The organism is Dietzia sp. NPDC055877 (assembly GCF_053615975.1).
Genome location: NZ_JBSHCV010000014.1, coordinates 21,862 through 39,238, shown reverse-complemented (window position 1 = coordinate 39,238; position 17,377 = coordinate 21,862). Strand labels below are relative to the sequence as shown.

Genomic DNA, 17,377 nt, shown 5'->3' with positions numbered 1-17,377 from the left:
CTGGTCGAGGCCCCACCGCATCCGCGGTGGGGGCCTCGCATCGTGTCGGAGGGCGGCCGTAGGCTCAGGCGCGTGACGCAGCTGTCGTTCTTCGCCGCGGACTCCCACGTCCCGGAGCCCGCGGATCTGGAGGGTGCGCTGGCCGCCCGGGGCCAGTCGACGCTCACCGACGCCCTGGCACAGGTGTCGGTGGCTCTCGACGCGCCGTGGCGGGCGGATGCGCTGATGTCGCTGCTCGCCGAGGCCGGCCTCAATCCTGTGCGCGCGGAGGCGGACCGGGACGGGCGGTGCACGGTCTCCACGGGGCGATCGGCGGCGCTGGTCCCGGTCGTGCGGCGGTGGCGGCGTGGCGCGGTCTCGGCGGTCCCGGCGGGGTGGACCCCTTCAGCGGGTGCGCTGCGCGTGTGGTTTCTGACCGCGGGACGGATCACCCCGGGTGGTGTCATCGAGCTGGGGATCGACGCCGGCCCGGAACAGCACGCCCCGCGGCGGGCCGCCCTGGGGGAGTCGCTGGACCGCGTCGGTATCCGGTCGACCTACATCGGTTCGAAGGGCGGTGGGCCGATGCTCAGGCTGGGGACCGCGCGGGCTCGTGCGCGGCTGGCCCAGAACCTCGGGGCGGCGCCTGCCGAGGTCCCCGAGGGGTGCTGGCCCGGGTAGCGTCTGTTCGTATGTGCATGCTCGTCGTGGCGCGTCGGGTGCATCCCCGATATCCCCTCATCGTCGTGGCCAACCGCGACGAGGTCCTCGACCGGCCCACCGAGCCGCTGCACGAGTGGACCGCCGAGCGCGAGGGGACCGCAGGCATCGTGGCCGGGCGGGATGTCACGGCCGGCGGGACCTGGCTGTCTCTGGCCCCCGGCGGGCATTTCTCGGCGGTGACCAACTTCCGCGAGCCGGGCACGCCGCCGCCGTCCGATGCCTCACGCGGCGAACTCCCCGTTGACGCTCTCGCCGGGCCGGTGCCGACGACCGACTATGTGCGCCACATCGCCCCGGACCTCGACCGGTACGCGGGGGTCAACCTGTTGGCCGGGGATCCCGACGAGCTGTGGTGGGCGTCCAACCGGTCCCGTCGCGGACCCGAGCGGCTGGGGGAGCAGGTGCACGGCCTGTCCAACGCCGCGCTGGACACGCCGTGGCCGAAGGTCACCGGGGCGGCAATCGACGTGCAGCGCTACGTCGACGACGACGCCGTCTCCCACCCCGACTGGTCCACCCCGCTCCTCGACCTGCTCGCCGACCGCCGCAGAGCCCCGCTCCACCGTCTTCCGCGAACCGGCGTGCACCTGACCCAGGAGTGGCGACTTTCCTCGCGGTTCGTCCGCGTGGGTAGGTGGTACGGCACCCGGTCGACCACCGCGATCCGGATCGACGAGCACGGCACCACCGATGTGGTCGAGCGCACTTGGGACGCCCGCGGGCGGATCGCAGGGACGGCGACGGCCCGGGTCTGAGACGCGGGGCCGCCCGCCCCGTCCCGTCCCGCCCCGCGCCTCGCCGCCTCGTGCCTCGCCGCCTCGTGCCTCGGCGGGTTGCAAGACACCGCCCCGCAGTTGCAAGACCTCCGGTGCGCAATACACGGCCAGGTTCGCACGAGATGCCTTGCAACTGGAGGGCGTTGTCTTGCAGCCGGGGAGGGCCGCCCGGCCGGGGTTCAGGTCAGGCGACGGTCCAGGTGTTGGGGCCGTCCAGGAGTGCCTGGAGGTCGCCGGGGGCGGTCTCCTTGGCGGTGGCGACCTGGGCGCGGGCCTGGTCGTCGTAGGTCGGGCGGTGGATCTGGCGGATGATCCCCATGACCGTGTACTGCAGATCCTGGCTGGACAGGTTGGCCAGTGCGTGCGCATAGGCGGGGTCGTCGGTGTGGGCGTCGTGGACGATGATGTCCGCCTCGTCCACGTCCGCGGTGGCCGCAACCTTCAGCGAGAATCCGTTGCGCACGACGCAGTGCTGTCCCTCGTCGCCGAAGACGATCTTCTCGCCGTGACGCACAGGGATGAGGTGGTCGGCAGCGTTCTCCTTGCGGAGGATGTCGAAGGAGCCGTCATTGAAGATCGGGCAGTCCTGCATGATCTCCACAAAGCTGGTGCCGCGGTGCACGGCGGCGGCTTCGAGGACCTCGGTCAGCCCCTTACGGTCCGAGTCGAGCGCGCGGGCCACGAAGGAGCCCTCGGCCCCCAGAGCCAGCGACAGGGTGTTGAACGGGTGGTCCAACGAGCCCATGGGGCTGGACTTGGTGACCTTGCCCGTCTCGGAGGTGGGCGAGTACTGGCCCTTGGTCAACCCGTAGATCCGGTTGTTGAACAGCAGGATGTTGAGGTTGACGTTGCGACGCAGCGTGTGGATGAGGTGGTTGCCGCCGATCGACATGGCGTCGCCGTCCCCGGTGACGACCCACACCGACTGATCCTCGCGCGTGGTGGCCAGGCCGGTGGCAATCGCCGGGGCGCGGCCGTGGATCGAGTGCATGCCGTAAGTCTCGAGGTAGTACGGGAAGCGGCTCGAGCAGCCGATGCCGGAGATGAAGGTGATGTTCTCCCGCTTGAGGCCCAGCTTGGGCAGCAGGGAACGGATGGTGGCCAGGATGACGTAGTCACCACAACCGGGGCACCAGCGCACCTCCTGGTCAGAGGTGTAGTCCTTGGGCTTCTGCGGAGCATCCGTCTTGGGAACATGCGCCAGCGCGTCCAGCGGCAAATTGGTGCCGACGAGTCCGGAATCGGTACTTGTCATGGGTATCCTCTCCTCGCTCGTGATGTCAGCGGCGGTTGGCGGTGGTGGTGCCGGTGGCGGTGGTCCCCAGGCGGCGGTTACTGGCGGCGGGCTCACCGGTGGTGGTGGCCACGCCGTTGAGCGCCAGGCGGTACTTGTCGTGCTCGGCGTGCGTGAGACGGCCGGCGAACTCGGCCTCGATGGCCTCCTGCAGCTCCTCGGCGGAGAATGCCATGCCCTGCACCTTGGTGATGGGCTGGATCTCTGCCGGGAAGCGGGCCTTGAGCAGCATGGACAGCTGGCCGAGGTTCATCTCCGGAACCAGGACGCGGCGGTACTGGCCCAGGACCTCGCCGATGTTGGCGGGCAGCGGGTTGAGGTGTCGCACATGGGTGCGGGCGACGCGATGTCCGTTGGCGCGGGCGCGGCGCACAGCCTCGCCGATGGGGCCGTAGGACGAGCCCCAGCCGATGACCAGCACGTCCGCCTCGCCCGAGGGGTCGTCGACCTCGAGGTCAGGAACCTCGATCAGCGCGATCTTCAGTGCGCGGATACGGGTCATCAGGGCGTGATTGTCGCCGGTGTAGGAGATATTGCCGGTGCCGTTGGCCTTCTCCAGGCCGCCGACGCGGTGTTCCAATCCCGGGGTGCCGGGGATGGCCCAGTCGCGAGCCAGAGTCTCCGGGTCACGGGCGTAGGGCAGGTACTCGATAGCATCCTCGCCCTCGGGCACGGTGGCCAGGTTCTTGTCGATCCTGGGCAGGGCCTCGACCTCGGGCAGCAGCCACGGCTCGGAGCCGTTGGCGATCGCGCCATCCGAGAGCAGGATGACCGGCGTGCGGTAGGTGACAGCGATTCGGGCGGCCACGCGGGCGGCGTCAAAGCAGTCGGCGGGCGACTGCGGCGCCACCACGGCGACCGGCGATTCGCCGTTACGGCCGAACAGGGCCTGTAGCAGGTCGGACTGCTCGGTCTTGGTGGGCAGACCCGTCGACGGGCCGCCGCGCTGGACGTCGATGATCACCAGCGGCAGCTCGGTCATCACCGCCAGGCCGATGGCCTCGGACTTGAGGGCCAGGCCGGGGCCGGAGGTCGAGGTGACCCCCAGGGCGCCGCCGTAGGAGGCACCGAGAGCGGCGGCGACGCCGGCGATCTCGTCCTCGGCCTGGAAAGTGGTCACGTCGAACTGCTTGAGCTTGCTCAGCTCATGCAGGATGTCCGAGGCCGGGGTGATGGGGTAGGTACCCAGGAAAACCGGCATCTCGGCGGAAACACCTGCAGTGACAAGGCCGTACGCCAGAGCGGTGTTGCCCGTGACCTGGCGGTAGCGGCCCGACGGCAGCTTGGCGGGCTGGATCTCATACTCCGAGGCGAAGGCCTCGGTGGTCTCGCCGTAGTTCCAGCCGGCGCGCAGCGCGAGGATGTTGGCCTCGAGGATGGTCGGCTTCTTGCCGAACTTGTCCTGCAGGAACTTCTCGATGGACTCAACCGTGCGGCCGTACATCCACATGAGCAGACCCAGCGCGAACATGTTCTTGCAGCGCTCGGCGTCCTTCTTGCCGATGTCGACCGATTCGACGGCGCCGATGGTGATCGTGCCCATCGCGACCTCATGGACCTGGTAGGCCTCGAACGCGGGCGATCCGAGCGGATTGGACTCGTAGCCGACCTTGGTGAGGTTGCGCTTGGTGAACTCGTCCGAGTTGACGATGAGGATCCCGCCCGACGGCAGGTCGGCGATGTTCGCCTTGAGCGCGGCCGGGTTCATGGCCACCAGGACGTCGGGACGGTCACCGGCGGTGAGGATGTCGTAGTCCGCGATCTGGATCTGGAAGCTGGAGACACCATGGATCGTGCCCTGCGGGGCACGGATCTCGGCCGGGTAGTTCGGCTGGGTCGCCAGGTCATTGCCGAAGGCTGCTGCTTCGGAGGTGAATTGGTCACCAGCGAGCTGCATGCCGTCACCAGAGTCACCCGCGATACGGATGACCACCTTGTCCAGCCTGGTCTTGGACACATTGCCCACCGCTGCTGACCTCCGTTGAGTCGTGATGATCGGGCTGAACGGGTGTGTCCGTTCAACCACCGACGGTACGCCGGTTCCGGCGTGCCTTCCGGCCACGTCAGATTCCGCAGAACTGTAACAGGTTACAGTTCGCATCCGTGGCTGCTCCTCACAAGTGTAGACCGGTCTGTCTATGTGAAGCCATTCCGCGGGCTGGTCCCATGAATTCGCCCTCGCGGCGCAGCGACGATGAAAGACTTATCACTATGTCCCCAGTTCGTGAGAGAGCGTCAGCCGGCCTCGTTGTCGCCGTCGCCACCACCTCTATCGCCACTGTCCTCCTGCCACTTGCGGTCGCCCCCGTGGCTGCAACCGCGGCGACCGGCGTCGACACCCTCACCTGGGCTGCGTGCCCGGCCAGTTCGCCGGAGGACGAGTTCTACGGGATGCCCCGCGCCGACGTCCTCTGCGCCACAGTCCCGATCCCCCTCGATCACTCTGACCCCGGCGGCCGCAAGGTCGACGTGGAAATCCGCCGGATCACCGCCGCCGGGGACCGGACCGGAACCGTCTTCGGGAACCCCGGCGGGCCGGGCGCCGATGCGCGGACGCTCTGGTACTCCGCTATAGACGCGGCCCAGGACTCGCCGATGGACACCATCCGGCGGGACCACGATCTGGTGGTGGTGCAGCCACGCGGGCTCGAGGGGGCCGGCTCGCTCGAGTGTGCGCCCGACCGGGCGGGGGAGCTCAGCGCGGTCGCGGCGGCAAAGGCGTGCATGGACGCCGACTCCGAGCTCGTCTCGTCGATCACCACAGAGAATCTCGTCCGGGACCACGAGTACGTGCGTCAGGCCATGGGTCTGGGTCGCATCACTTACTTCGGATACTCGTACGGCACCGCGATCGGGATGATGTACCAGACGCTGTTCCCGGAGAGTATCGAGCGGATGCTTCTCGACTCCTCGGTCGGCCCCACCGAGACGTGGTGGTACGACTTCCACCGCCACCAGGCCGAGAACCGCCACCAGGCTCGCGACTACGTTCTCGGGTGGATCGCACAAAACGATGCCACGTACGACCTCGGCGATACTCCGCTGAAGGTCTACCGCCGTATCCACGAGCTGGATCTGACGGAGGGACGGGCGGCCGCACGGTTCCTGCCCCCGCCGGCGCAGCCTGGCGACGAGGTGTTGGGGTCGCTGTCCGGCGGATCGGCGGGAGCCTCGGCTGAACCCTTCACTGCCGGATCGGCCGATGCGTTGACCACCGGGTCGGCCCGGCTCGACAATGCGGCGGCGGCGTCCTCCGGGGCGTTCGACCGCGACGTGGAAGGGGCGAAGGGATACTTCACCGTGCTGGACGCGAACAGTAGGAACCCGTCGGTGTGGTCCGATATCGCGTGGATCATCTCGGCCAAGATCCACGGCACAGTGACCGACCCGCCGACCCCGGACGAGTTGGAGGAGCAGATCGTCGAGGGCCTTCCGGTCCCGGTGATGACCTCTGACACCCAGACCTACTTGACGATCCTCAACTGCAACGAGACCGCGCCTCCGTCGGGGACCCCGCTGGCAGGGGTGTTGCTGGGGAGCAGCGACTCCGTGGGCAGTACGCGAGAGGACTCGTGGGCGCTGGAGGAGCAGACCCCGTACTGCCTGTACCCGCCGTCGACCGTGCCGCCCCGTATCGTCGCCAACGAGATGGCCGCGCCGCCACTGATACTGCAGTCTGACCACGATCCCAACACCCCCGGCATGTTCGGACCGTCCACCGCTGCGGCCACCGGAGGCACGCTGGTCCGGATCAGGGGTACGGTGCACTGTCACTTCGATACCGGAAACCTCCGGGTCGATGCAGTGGTCTTGGACTATCTGCACACCGGGGAGGTCCCGGAGGGGCTCTACCTGGACACACCGGTGCCGGCGCCGGAGCCGGCACCGTGGGTCTGAACCCCGACGGGTGTGAGGCCGCGGGAGCGGCGATGGTGGGTCGGACCGTAACGACGACGACGCCAACCGCGGCGTCGCCGTCGCCGTCGCGGAGAGTTCGAGATGAGGCCCATATATAAGGCACCTGGGCAAGGGTCCGGCTCACATCGGCGGACCGGGACGAAACCCGCCGAACGGGGGCAGGCGCTCCCGACGGGCAGGTTCGGGTTTCTCGCCGGGCGTCGATAGCCTGGTATGAATTTCTATAAGAAGGCCCCGGCGCGCGTACCGTGACCGGGACCGGCGGTCGGTGGCGCGCGTCGTCGATGAATCAGCGCAGGTTGGGAGCAGTTCAGTGGCGAGCAAGCAGGCAGCATCGGGCGGCAAGCGGAGCCTGGTGATCGTCGAGTCCGCCACCAAGGCCCGGAAGATCCAGCCGTACCTGGGGTCCGACTACGTGGTCGAGGCCTCCGTCGGTCACATCCGCGACCTGCCCAAGGGTGCCGCGGACATCCCGGCCAAGTACAAGAAGGAGCCGTGGGCGCGGCTGGGCGTGAACCCGGACCGCGACTTCGAGCCCATCTACGTGGTCAGCGCCGACAAGAAGAAGAAGGTCGCCGAGCTCAAGAAGGAGCTCGCAGGGGTCGATCAGCTGCTGCTCGCGACAGACCCCGACCGTGAGGGCGAGGCGATCGCCTGGCACCTGCTCGAGGTCCTCAAGCCCAAGGTCCCGGTCAAGCGGATGGTGTTCCACGAGATCACCAAGCCCGCGATCCTCGCCGCCGCCGAGAACACCCGCGAGCTCGACACCGACCTGGTCGACGCCCAGGAGACCCGCCGCATCCTCGACCGCCTCTACGGCTACGAGGTCTCGCCGGTGCTGTGGAAGAAGGTCATGCCGCGGCTGTCCGCCGGCCGCGTGCAGTCGGTGGCGACCCGCGTGATCGTCGAGCGCGAGCGGGAACGCATGGCGTTCATCGCCGCCGACTACTGGGACATCACCGCCTCGCTCGCCACGCAGGGATCGGGCGGCGGAGACGCCGGCGAGCCGCGCAGCTTCACCGCCCGCCTCTCCGCCGTCGACGGAGCCCGGGTGGCGCAGGGCCGCGACTTCGGCCAGGACGGCCGGCTCAAGGCGACCGGCGCGGCCAAGGACTCGGTCGTGCTCGGCGAGAAGGCCGCGCGGGCGTTGGCCGGGGCGCTCGAGGGTGCCGACTTCGTCGTCGACTCCGTGGAGTCCAAGCCCTACACACGACGCCCCTACGCGCCGTTCATGACCTCCACGCTGCAGCAGGAGGCAGGCCGCAAGCTCCGCTACACATCCGAGCGGACGATGCGCATCGCGCAGCGGCTGTACGAGAACGGCTACATCACCTACATGCGAACCGACTCCACCACCCTGTCCGAGGGCGGCATCGCCGCCGCTCGCGCGCAGGCGACGGAGCTCTACGGCAGCGAGCACGTCTCGCCCACGCCGCGCCAGTACACGCGCAAGGTCAAGAACTCGCAGGAGGCGCACGAGGCCATCCGCCCCGCCGGCGAGTCGTTCGCCACGCCCGGTCAGCTGCACAGCGTCCTCGACGCCGAGGAGTACCGCCTCTACGAGCTGATCTGGCAGCGCACCGTCGCCTCCCAGATGGCCGACGCGCGCGGCACCACCGTGAGCATCCGGATCACCGGCCGGGCCGGAACCAACGATTCCGGCTACAGCGACGCCACCTTCGCCGCGTCGGGTCGCACCATCACGTTCCCCGGTTTCCTCAAGGCCTACGTCGAGTCCACCGACGAGACCGCCTCGGACAAGCAGATGGCCGACGACGCCGAGCGGCGCCTGCCCCGCCTCGACGAGGGACAGCACCTCACCGGCTCCGAGCTGGTCGCCGACGGCCACACCACCAGCCCGCCGTCGCGCTACAACGAGGCCAGCCTCGTCAAGGCGATGGAGGAGATGGGCATCGGACGCCCGTCGACCTACGCCAGCATCATCCGCACCATCCAGGACCGCGGCTACGTGTACTCGCGCGGTAACGCGCTCGTGCCCAGCTGGGTCGCGTTCGCGGTGGTCGGGCTGCTGGAGCAGAACTTCGGCCGACTCGTTGACTACGACTTCACCTCGTTGATGGAGGACGAGCTGGACGCGATCGCCGAGGGGCGCGAGAACCGCGACGACTGGCTGCGGCGCTTCTACTTCGGCGTCGGCGAGGGCTCCGGCCCGGGTGCCGGCGGCGGCGACGACGCGAACTACGCGGTGGGCCTCAAGAACCTGGTCGACGTGAACCTCGAGGCCATCGACGCCCGCAGCATCAACTCGATCCGCGTCTTCGATGACTCGGAGGGGCGGCCCGTCCACGTGCGGGTCGGCCGCTACGGCCCGTACCTCGAGCGCATGGTCGCCGGCGAGGGCGGCGCCGAGGAGTCGCAGCGCGCGAACCTGCCCGAGGGCATGAGCCCCGACGAGCTCACCCTCGAGGTGGCCGAGAAACTCTTCGCCACCCCGCAGGACGGTCGTCCGCTGGGCGTCGACCCGGCGACCGGGCACGAGATCGTGGTCAAGGACGGGCGCTACGGCCCGTACGTGACCGAGAAGCTCCCCGAGGCCACCGATGCGGAGAAGGCCGAGTGGGCCAAGAAGGTGCTCGCCGAGGCCGACGCCGAGAAGAAGCGAATCGACGCCGAGCGCGAGGCCGCCATCGCCGCCGCGAAGAACGACGACGAGATCGCCGAGATCAAGAAAGCGGCCACCAAGTCCAAGTCCGCGGTCACCCGCAAGGCCAAGAAGGACGCGGAGAGCCCGACCGGGCCCAAGCCGCGCACGGGCTCGCTCATGCAGTCCATGGAGCCGGCAACGGTCACGCTGGAGGACGCGCTCAAGTTGCTGTCACTGCCGCGCGTCGTGGGCGTGGACCCGGACAGCGGCGAAGAGATCACGGCGCAGCTCGGCCGCTACGGCCCCTACCTGAAGAAGGGCACCGACTCGCGCACGCTCGAGTCGGAGGAGGCCGTTTTCTCGGTGACGCTCGAGGAGGCCCTGAAGATCTATTCCGAGCCCAAGCGTCGTGGTCGCCAGGCCGCGCCCAAGGCACTGCGTGAGATGGGGGTCGACGAGGTCTCCGGGAAGCAGATGCTGGTCAAGGACGGCCGCTTCGGACCGTATGTGACCGACGGCGAGTCCAACGCCTCCCTGCGCAAGGGTGACACCGTGGAGACGCTCACCGACGCGCGGGCCTCCGAGCTGCTGTCCGAGCGGCGGGCCAAGGCTCCGGCCAAGAAGACCCCCGCGAAGAAGGCCCCGGCCAAGAAGAAGGCCGCGGCGAAGTAGGCCCCGGCGATGTAGGCGTCGGCGGAGTAGCGGCCGCGCCGCTGGCCCCGGGCTCCCGCGTCCTGGGCCGTTGGTCCTCGACACCTCGGCCTGCGCCAGGTCGTGGGCCCCTGCGCCGGTTGCCGGACATCGCCCCGCGGTTGCCCGACATCCGGTGCGTTCGGGGGGCGATTTTTCGCACATTCTGTCCGGCAACTCGTCTGTCATGTCCGGCAACCGCTGCCCGGCAACCGCCGGGCCGGCAGGGCGTTGCCGTCGGGCCGGCACGGTCAACCGGGGCGGCCCTCGGGCGGGCAAGGCTGGTCAGTCTGTGGCGTTGTCCGCAGGCGCCGGGCGCAATGCGACGTTCCCCGCCTGCCAGCGGTCGGCGAGAGTCGGGCGAAGGGGCCGTGCGAGCTGGGTCATGACCCCGCGTCCGCGCAGCTCCACGCTGCTGCCGAGCACCCAGCGGGCCACCTCGGGTGCGTCGGCGTGGCGGATCGCCGCGGCCGAGGCCAAGACGTGGCCCTGCTCCATCTTGGCCAGGGTGGTCAGGCGGGCGGCTTCGTTGACCGGGTCGCCGATAACCGTGTACTCGAACCGCTTGGCGTGGCCGATGTGGCCGGCGATGACAGTGCCGTACGACACCCCGATGCCGGCGGTCAGTGGGGCCAGCTCGGAGAGGCGGGACTGGAGCGCGCGGGCCGCCCGGAGGGCGCGTCCGGCCTCGTTGTCGACCTCGATCGGAGCCCCGAACACCGCGAGCAGGGCATCGCCCTGGAACTTGTTGATGTACCCGTCGTTGGCGTCGACGGCCTCGACGGCGATCCGGAAGAACTCGTTGAGCACGGCTACGACCTCGGCGGGCTCGTGGGCGGCGGCGAACTCGGTGGACCCCGTGAGATCGACGAACAGGACCGCGACCTCCCTTTCTTGTCCGCCCAGCTCCGTGCCCCGCTCGAGCGCGTTGCGGGCCACGTCCTCGCCGACGTAGCGGCCGAACAGGTCCTGGATGGCCTCGCGCTCCTGCAGGCCGGTGACCATCTCGTTGAAGCCCTGGGCCAGGCGGCCGACCTCGGAGCTGTCGTAGATCGTCAGACGGGTCTCCAGATCGCCCTTCTTCACGCGCTGGACGCCGTCCTGCATCTCGCGGACGGGGTCCGCGATGGAGTCGGAGACCAGCCCCATCCCGATGGCACCGGCGATCACGGCGACGCTGGCCAGGACCGCCAGGGCCACCAGGATGTGGTTGGGATCCCTGCCGAACAGGCCGAACCAGTGGCCGATGAGGATGAGGATCACACCGGCGATAGGGATCACCGTGGTCAGCGCCCAGCCGAGGAAGATGCGCCGGCGCACGCCGGGGACGTGCTTGCTCGCCGGGACGCCCCGGGCCAGCGCCCGGACGGTGATCGGCCGCATGATCCGCTCGGCCTGAAGGTAGGAGATCAGGCACGTGGTGGAGCCGCCGAGGAGGCTGGTCACCGCGACGATCAGGGCCAGACGGGGGGAGTGGCCGACATTGACGGCGACGAAAAGCAGCGTGCCGATGACCCACATCGCGCCCGAGATGAGCGCCTGATGGAACGGCAGACGCAGGGTCCGGGAGCGGATCTCATCGCCGAAGTCCTGGCCCGAGCGGTCGGCTCGCAGCACGGGGAGCAGCAGCAGCGTGGAGGCGATCACCCCACCGATGAACGCCAGCACCAGATAGCCGATGAACAGGTACTGGTTGAGGAATCGGAACTCCTCCAGGTCCAGGAAACGATCCATGGGGATGACGAAGCGCAGGAACGCGAACACGAAGACCGCGCCGATGATGTTGGCCTGCACCATCGTCAGCGCGTAGACGGGCCAGGGAGTGGCCCACAGCCACCTGAACAACCTGACCCAGCGCTCCATTGCACCCAGAGTAGTTCGCGCCGGTCATCCCGGGAACGTAGGTGTGTCGGAGGACGGCGATAAGGTGGGGCCATGTCCGGGGTGTTCGATCGTCTGGCCGGTCAGGCCGAGGCCGTGGCGGAACTAACCGCAGCGGCCACCGCCGCACGTCTGCGTGTCCCCGGCCAGGGGTGGGACGAGTCGGATGCGCGCATGGTCCACGCGTGGTTGTTCACCGGCCCGCCCGGCAGCGGCCGGAGCGTGGCGGCGATGGCCTTCGCGGCGGCGCTGCAATGCGAGCACCCGGAGATCGTCGGCTGTGGCGAGTGCCGGGCTTGCCACACCGCCCTGGCCGGGACGCACGCGGACGTGCACCTGCTGGCCCCGCAGGGTGTCAACATCTTGCTCAAGGACGTCAAGGAGACCATCCACCGGGCCGCGAGCCGTCCCGGGACCGGTCGGTGGCAGATCGTGGTGGTCGAGGAGGCGGACCGGCTCACCGAGCAGTCGGGAAACGCCCTGCTCAAGGTGGTCGAGGAGCCGCCGAGTCGCACGGTGTTCCTGCTGTGCTCGCCCACCACGGACCCGATGGACATCATGGTGACCCTACGGTCGCGGTCGCGGAACGTCGCGCTGCGGCAACCGGATGCCGAGGCGGTGGAGCGTGCGCTGCTCGCCGACGGCTCGATCGACCCGGAACGGGCAAGGTGGGCGGCCTCGGTCTCGTCGGGACATGTCGGTCGCGCCCGGTGGCTGGCGACGGATGAGGCGACCCGCGAACGCCGTGAGGTCGTGCTGCAGCTGCCGATGGTCATGCACAACCCCGGACGCGCGTTCCCGCTCGCGGACCAGCTGGTCAAGACCGCCGAGCAGGAGGCGATCGCGCGGAACACCGAGTCGGACGAGCGGGAGGTCGAGGAGTTGCGCACCGCGCTCGGCGCCGGCGGCACGGGCAAGGGCACGGCGTCCGCGGGGCGCGGTGCGTCAGGGGCGGTCAAGGAACTCGAGCGCGCGCAGAAATCGCGCCGGACGCGCTCCACCCGGGATTCGCTGGATCTCGCGCTGGTCGACCTGGCGGGGTTCTATCGGGACGCATTGACGGCCGCCATCGGGGCGCGCGATGTCGCGCCGGTCCACGCGGACAAAGCGGACGAGGCGGCCCGCCTCGGTGGCCACTATCCGGCGGCGTCGATCCTCAAGGCGATCGAGGCTGTCCAGGACTGCCGGGCGGCGATCGAGGTCAACGTCAAGCCCAAGTTCGCGGTCTCGGCCATGGTCGGCGCCATCCGTGCGGCCCTGACCTGATCGCGGCCTCGCGCGGTCGCCTGGGGTGCTGGCGGGCAGCGTGCGTTGTGGCTGGCCCGGCATCGGGCGGTGCCCTCGTTTTTTCGGTCACGGGCCCCGTCGGATATAGTTGCCTCGCCCCACAAGGGCTCGCCGCGTTAGCTCAGTCGGTAGAGCATTTCACTCGTAATGAAAAGGTCGTCGGTTCGATTCCGACACGCGGCTCCACACCACACCCGATCCCTCGGCCCGCCGGCCGGGGGATCGGTGCTTTCTCCGGGATGATGGCCGTTCCTTCCCGCCCGGGAGCGACCGCCATCGCATGACGACAAGCGCCCGCGAACCACTCGGGCCGGTCGTCCCGGATGGCGCGTTCCGGACCCGCCCTCGGGCGCAGCGGCTCTGACGCCGGAGCGGAGGCGCACGCGATGTCCTGACGTCGGCGATCTCGGTACGCTCGGTCAGTAGTACCGAGAAAGGTCGCTCCCGTGGAATTCCTCCTCATCGCCGCCGTGATCGCGGTGGCCGTCGCCGTGATCTCCCGCAGTCAGAACAAGGGGCAGACCCAGCTGCAGGCGCATCACAACCGCCACCTGGAGGACTACCGCGCGGAGGCGACCCGGTGGGTCGAGCGGCTCGGTGGCCAGGTGTTCAACATCGACGGCATCGACGACGCCTCCAAGCAGGCCATGGCGGACGCCTCCGAGCGCTATACGGCCGCCGTCACCGAGCTCGAGCGGGCCACAACTCCGGTCCAGGCGCAGCTGGCCAAGGACACCGCGCTGGAGGGGCTGTACTACGTGCGCGCCGCCCGCGAGGCGATGGGCATGGATCCCGGCCCCGAGCTGCCCGCCACCCCCGGCCAGGACCGCGCCGGAAAGGTGACCGAGGACCGCACGGTCGAGGTCGACGGTCGGACCATGAGCGCGGCCACCGGGCCGAGCGACCAGACCCCGCACTACTACCCGGGCGGCGTCGTGGCGGGCCGGCCCGTCCCGGCCGGCTGGTACTCGGAGCCCTGGTGGGCGTCCGCGCTGGTCAGCGGCATGTGGATGATGAGCTCGATGATGATGTTCAACATGATGTTCGCCGGCATGTCGGGCGTCGGATACTCCGGTGAGGAATTCGCCTCCGGCATCGGCGAGGGCGGCGCCGACGTCGGTGACATGGGTGGCGACATGGGCGGCGACGGCGGCGGGTTCTTCGACGGCGGCCTGTTCGGTGGCGACGGCGGTGATGCCGGCGGCGACGCCGGGGGAGACGGCGGCGGGTTCTTTGACGGCGGCCTGTTCGGCGGTGACGGTGGTGGCGACGGCGGCGGGTTCTTCGACGGCGGCCTGTTCGGCGGCGACGGCGGAGGCCTGTTCGACTTCTGATCCCGCGCGGGTCCGGCTCAACAGCCGGAGAGGACCCGGTCCATCGCATCGCGCTCCGCCTGCGTGACCCACAGCCCGTAGCGCTCCTTGACCAACACCTGACGCGAGACGTACGAGCACCAGAACTCGCGCCGCGGCGGCAGCCAGGTCGCCGTGTCGCCGTCCCCCTTCTGCTGGTTGGCCCGACCGGACACCGCCAACAGGTTGAGCGGGTCGTTGGCGAGATCGCGCCGTTGCTCCACGGTGAGCTGCTGCGCCCCCTTCTGCCAGCTGTCCGACAGCGCCACGACGTGATCGATCTGCACCAGCGACGACGTGTCCTGCCCGCGCTGGAACTCGATCCGTTCCCCGGTGTACGGCCCGTTCAGGACGCCGGTGAGCACCACGCAGTCCCGCGTCCCGGGCCGGAACGTGTGCTCCTGCAAGTCTCGCTTGAGGATGTCGTTGCGCGTGTCGCAGCCGTTGCGCCCGAACTCCACGCCCACATCGTCTGACCAGGCCTGACCGAAAAGATCACGGTCGTACCCCGTCTTGGGCGCGCGCCCCTTGACCTCGAGCTGCCCCAGCGCCGCACGGGCCGGCGGGACGAGCGGATCGCCGCCGGGCGCGGGCGCCTCCGGCACCGCCGGGCCCCCGGGCTCACCGGGGGCCGGCTCAGGAGCGGGCGCAGGCGCGGGGTCGGAATCCGGTGACCCCTCCGGCGGAGCGGGCACCGACGTGATGGCCTGCGATGAATCGTCTCCTCCGGTCGCGCTCGGGAAGTCCGTCCCCTCCTCGGCCTCGGCGCACCAGCCGACGCCCGCCAGCACGGCCACGCCGAGGACGACAGCGATGACCGGGCGAGAGGACCGTGAACTCATGCGGGGCACCATAGCCATGCCCTCCGACATCCCCGCCCGCGGCCTGCCGGGGCTGCGCTCGCGCGCGGCAGCGTGGTGCGGCGCGGGTGCGTCTCGGAGACCGTGTCGGAGGGTGCGGCTACCCTGACCCGCGATGTCGCCCACCATCGAGAACCCGCCGCCCCGCCAGTCCTCGCGCGCCGCCGTGTCCCCGCGCGCGTTGGTCGGTCTGTGCGCGGCGATCGTGGTGGTGGCCGCGGTGGTGCGCCTCTGGGTGGCGGCCGCGGGCTGGTTCTACTGGGACGATCTGATTCTGCACAGCCTGGCCGCCGGCTATTCGTGGCCGACCCCGGAGTTCCTGCTCACCGACCATGACGGGCACCTCATGCCCGGTGGGATGGCGCTGGTCTGGATCGCCGCCCACTTCGCGCCGCTGGATTTCCGGCTCCCGCTCGCGCAGATCGTCGTGCTCCAACTGCTCGCCGGCGCCGCGTATGCCCGCATGCTCTGGGTGCTGCTCCGCGGACGGCCTGTATTGCTGGTGCCGCTCATCGCGGGCCTGGCCATCCCGCTCGGCCTGCCCGCGGCCACCTGGTGGGCGGCCGCCCTCAACGTGCTCCCGCTCAGCGCCGCGCTGGCCTGGGCGGTGTCTTCGATGGTCCTGCTCGCCCGGACTGGCCACCGCAGGCATGCCGTGGAGGCCACGCTGGCCACGGTCCTCGGCCTGCTGTTCGTGGAGAAGGCCCTCATCATTCCCGTGGTCGCGGCGATGGTGCTGCTGGCCGGATGGTGGACCGCCGGGGGAGGGCGGGCGGAAATCCTCGATCTCTGGCGGCGCACCCGTGTCGCGTGGGCCGCACAGGCGGTGATCGTGGTGGTGTGGGCGGGGGTCTTCTTCGTCGTCGTCGGACGTCTCGGGGGCCGGGGATCGTTCGGCGAGGCGGAGGGCACACGCCCCGGGTTCGTCGACCTCGTGGCCCACACCTACCGCCTGGCCGTGGTTCCCGCGCTGGGCGGCGGACCGTGGCGGTGGGACCGCTGGCATCCCGGCCCGCCCATGGCCGATCCGCCGGTCGCCGCGGTGGTGATCGGGGTGCTGGCGTGCGCGGCGGTCCTGACGTGGTCGCTGCTCACGCGGCGCCGGACCGGTGCGATCTGGCTGGTCGCCGCGCTGTACCCCCTGATCTCGGTGGTCCTGGTCGCGGCCGGGCGCGCCGGCCCGGACACCGCCGCCGAGATCGTCCAGACCCTCCGCTATCACGCGGAGCTGCCGGTGATCCTCGGTGCGGCCGCCGCGCTCGCCCTGGCCGCACCACGGCGCACGGCGGCGCCGACGCACACGGTCGTAGGCGTGCTCGCGCTCGTCGCGCTGCTCGCGTCGTCGGTGGTGTCGACCGTGACGTTCCGGCAGGTGTGGTCCGAGCAGCCGTCGCGCGACTACGTGCAGCCGCTGGTGGAGACGCTGCGCGACCGGCCGGAACCGATGCTCGACCAGGACGTGCCGTTCGAGGTTCTCCACCCGGTCACGGCGCCCGCACACCGGCTGTCGACACTGATCACCGGCGTGCCCGGGATGCCGGAGGTGGGTACGTGGACCCCCGAGCCGGTCCTCATCGATGCCCTGGGCGCGCTCCACCCGGCCGAGGTAGCGTTCGGCCGGACGCTCCCGCAGGGGCCCGAGCCGGCCTGTGGCCATCGCGTGGGGCCGGACGGGGCCCGGCTCGCGTTGGACGGCCCGCTGCTCGAGAGGGACTGGGTGGTGCAACTCAACGTGTTCGCCGACGCCGACGGTCAGGTGGCCCTGGAGTTCGATCAGGGTGAGGAGACCGTCGCCCCGGTGCGGGCCGGTCTGGGCACGGTGTTCGTGCGGGTCGAGGGCGGGGGCACGGGCCTCACCGTTTCCCCACGTGAGGGCGTCACCGAAATGTGCGTCGGCAGCGGACCTGTCGGAGTCCTCGTGCCGCGGTGAAGAGATGGCGCAGGGGTGGCCCATAATGGGCTGAACAGTAAGTCGGCGAGGAACGGAGGCGGGTCATCGACATCGCGATGGT

The 17,377-nt window shown here is 70.0% G+C and carries 11 protein-coding genes and 1 tRNA gene; 8 read left to right on the top strand and 4 right to left on the bottom strand.

The window, feature by feature from the left end; genetic code table 11:
* Positions 1 to 72 precede the first annotated feature (72 nt).
* Positions 73 to 660 (top strand): hypothetical protein, encoded by a 588-nt coding sequence (locus tag ACWGLC_RS13525; RefSeq protein WP_452100375.1) that lies wholly within the window; start codon positions 73 to 75, stop codon positions 658 to 660.
* Positions 661 to 671: 11 nt separating this feature from the next.
* Positions 672 to 1,457, top strand: a complete 786-nt coding sequence (locus ACWGLC_RS13520; protein WP_452100374.1) for an NRDE family protein — start codon at positions 672 to 674, stop codon at positions 1,455 to 1,457.
* A 205-nt stretch (positions 1,458 to 1,662) separates the two neighbouring features.
* Here ACWGLC_RS13520 and ACWGLC_RS13515 read toward each other — a convergent pair whose 3' ends face one another.
* Both ACWGLC_RS13515 and ACWGLC_RS13510 read right to left on the bottom strand, forming a co-directional pair.
* Complete coding sequence (locus tag ACWGLC_RS13515) at positions 1,663 to 2,733, bottom strand: 2-oxoacid:ferredoxin oxidoreductase subunit beta (RefSeq protein ID WP_452100373.1); 1,071 nt, start codon at positions 2,731 to 2,733, stop codon at positions 1,663 to 1,665.
* A gap of 25 nt (positions 2,734 to 2,758) precedes the next feature.
* Positions 2,759 to 4,669, bottom strand: a complete 1,911-nt coding sequence (locus tag ACWGLC_RS13510) for a 2-oxoacid:acceptor oxidoreductase subunit alpha (RefSeq protein WP_452100406.1) — start codon at positions 4,667 to 4,669, stop codon at positions 2,759 to 2,761.
* Between the two features lie 410 nt (positions 4,670 to 5,079).
* Between ACWGLC_RS13510 and ACWGLC_RS13505 the strand changes: the two genes are divergently transcribed.
* Both ACWGLC_RS13505 and topA read left to right on the top strand, forming a co-directional pair.
* Positions 5,080 to 6,669: an alpha/beta fold hydrolase gene (locus tag ACWGLC_RS13505; protein ID WP_452100372.1), complete on the top strand. Its 1,590-nt coding sequence runs from the start codon at positions 5,080 to 5,082 to the stop codon at positions 6,667 to 6,669.
* A 334-nt stretch (positions 6,670 to 7,003) separates the two neighbouring features.
* Entirely contained in the window at positions 7,004 to 9,967 is a 2,964-nt protein-coding gene (gene topA, locus ACWGLC_RS13500; protein WP_452100371.1) for a type I DNA topoisomerase, read from the top strand.
* A gap of 303 nt (positions 9,968 to 10,270) precedes the next feature.
* Here the strand turns inward: topA and ACWGLC_RS13495 are convergent, their stop codons facing one another.
* The gene (locus tag ACWGLC_RS13495) at positions 10,271 to 11,848 is read right to left on the bottom strand and encodes an adenylate/guanylate cyclase domain-containing protein (RefSeq protein WP_452100370.1); all 1,578 of its coding nucleotides are present in this window, start codon (positions 11,846 to 11,848) and stop codon (positions 10,271 to 10,273) included.
* Positions 11,849 to 11,920: 72 nt separating this feature from the next.
* Between ACWGLC_RS13495 and ACWGLC_RS13490 the strand changes: the two genes are divergently transcribed.
* From ACWGLC_RS13490 to ACWGLC_RS13480, 3 genes are all read left to right on the top strand, one after another.
* Entirely contained in the window at positions 11,921 to 13,132 is a 1,212-nt protein-coding gene (locus ACWGLC_RS13490; protein WP_452100369.1) for a DNA polymerase III subunit delta', read from the top strand.
* Positions 13,133 to 13,263: 131 nt separating this feature from the next.
* Positions 13,264 to 13,339: transfer RNA gene (locus ACWGLC_RS13485), tRNA-Thr, on the top strand.
* Between the two features lie 260 nt (positions 13,340 to 13,599).
* Positions 13,600 to 14,487 carry a DUF1542 domain-containing protein gene (locus tag ACWGLC_RS13480; protein ID WP_452100368.1) on the top strand — a complete coding sequence of 296 codons (888 nt, stop codon included), beginning with the start codon at positions 13,600 to 13,602 and terminating at the stop codon, positions 14,485 to 14,487.
* Positions 14,488 to 14,504: 17 nt separating this feature from the next.
* Here ACWGLC_RS13480 and ACWGLC_RS13475 read toward each other — a convergent pair whose 3' ends face one another.
* On the bottom strand, positions 14,505 to 15,347 hold the full coding sequence (locus ACWGLC_RS13475; protein ID WP_452100367.1) for an HNH endonuclease family protein: 843 nt from the start codon (positions 15,345 to 15,347) through the stop codon (positions 14,505 to 14,507).
* 133 nt (positions 15,348 to 15,480) lie between these two features.
* On the opposite strand from ACWGLC_RS13475, the gene ACWGLC_RS13470 reads away from it, so the two are divergent.
* A complete protein-coding gene (locus ACWGLC_RS13470; RefSeq protein ID WP_452100366.1) occupies positions 15,481 to 17,295 on the top strand; it encodes a hypothetical protein in 1,815 nt (604 codons plus the stop codon).
* Positions 17,296 to 17,377 lie beyond the last annotated feature (82 nt).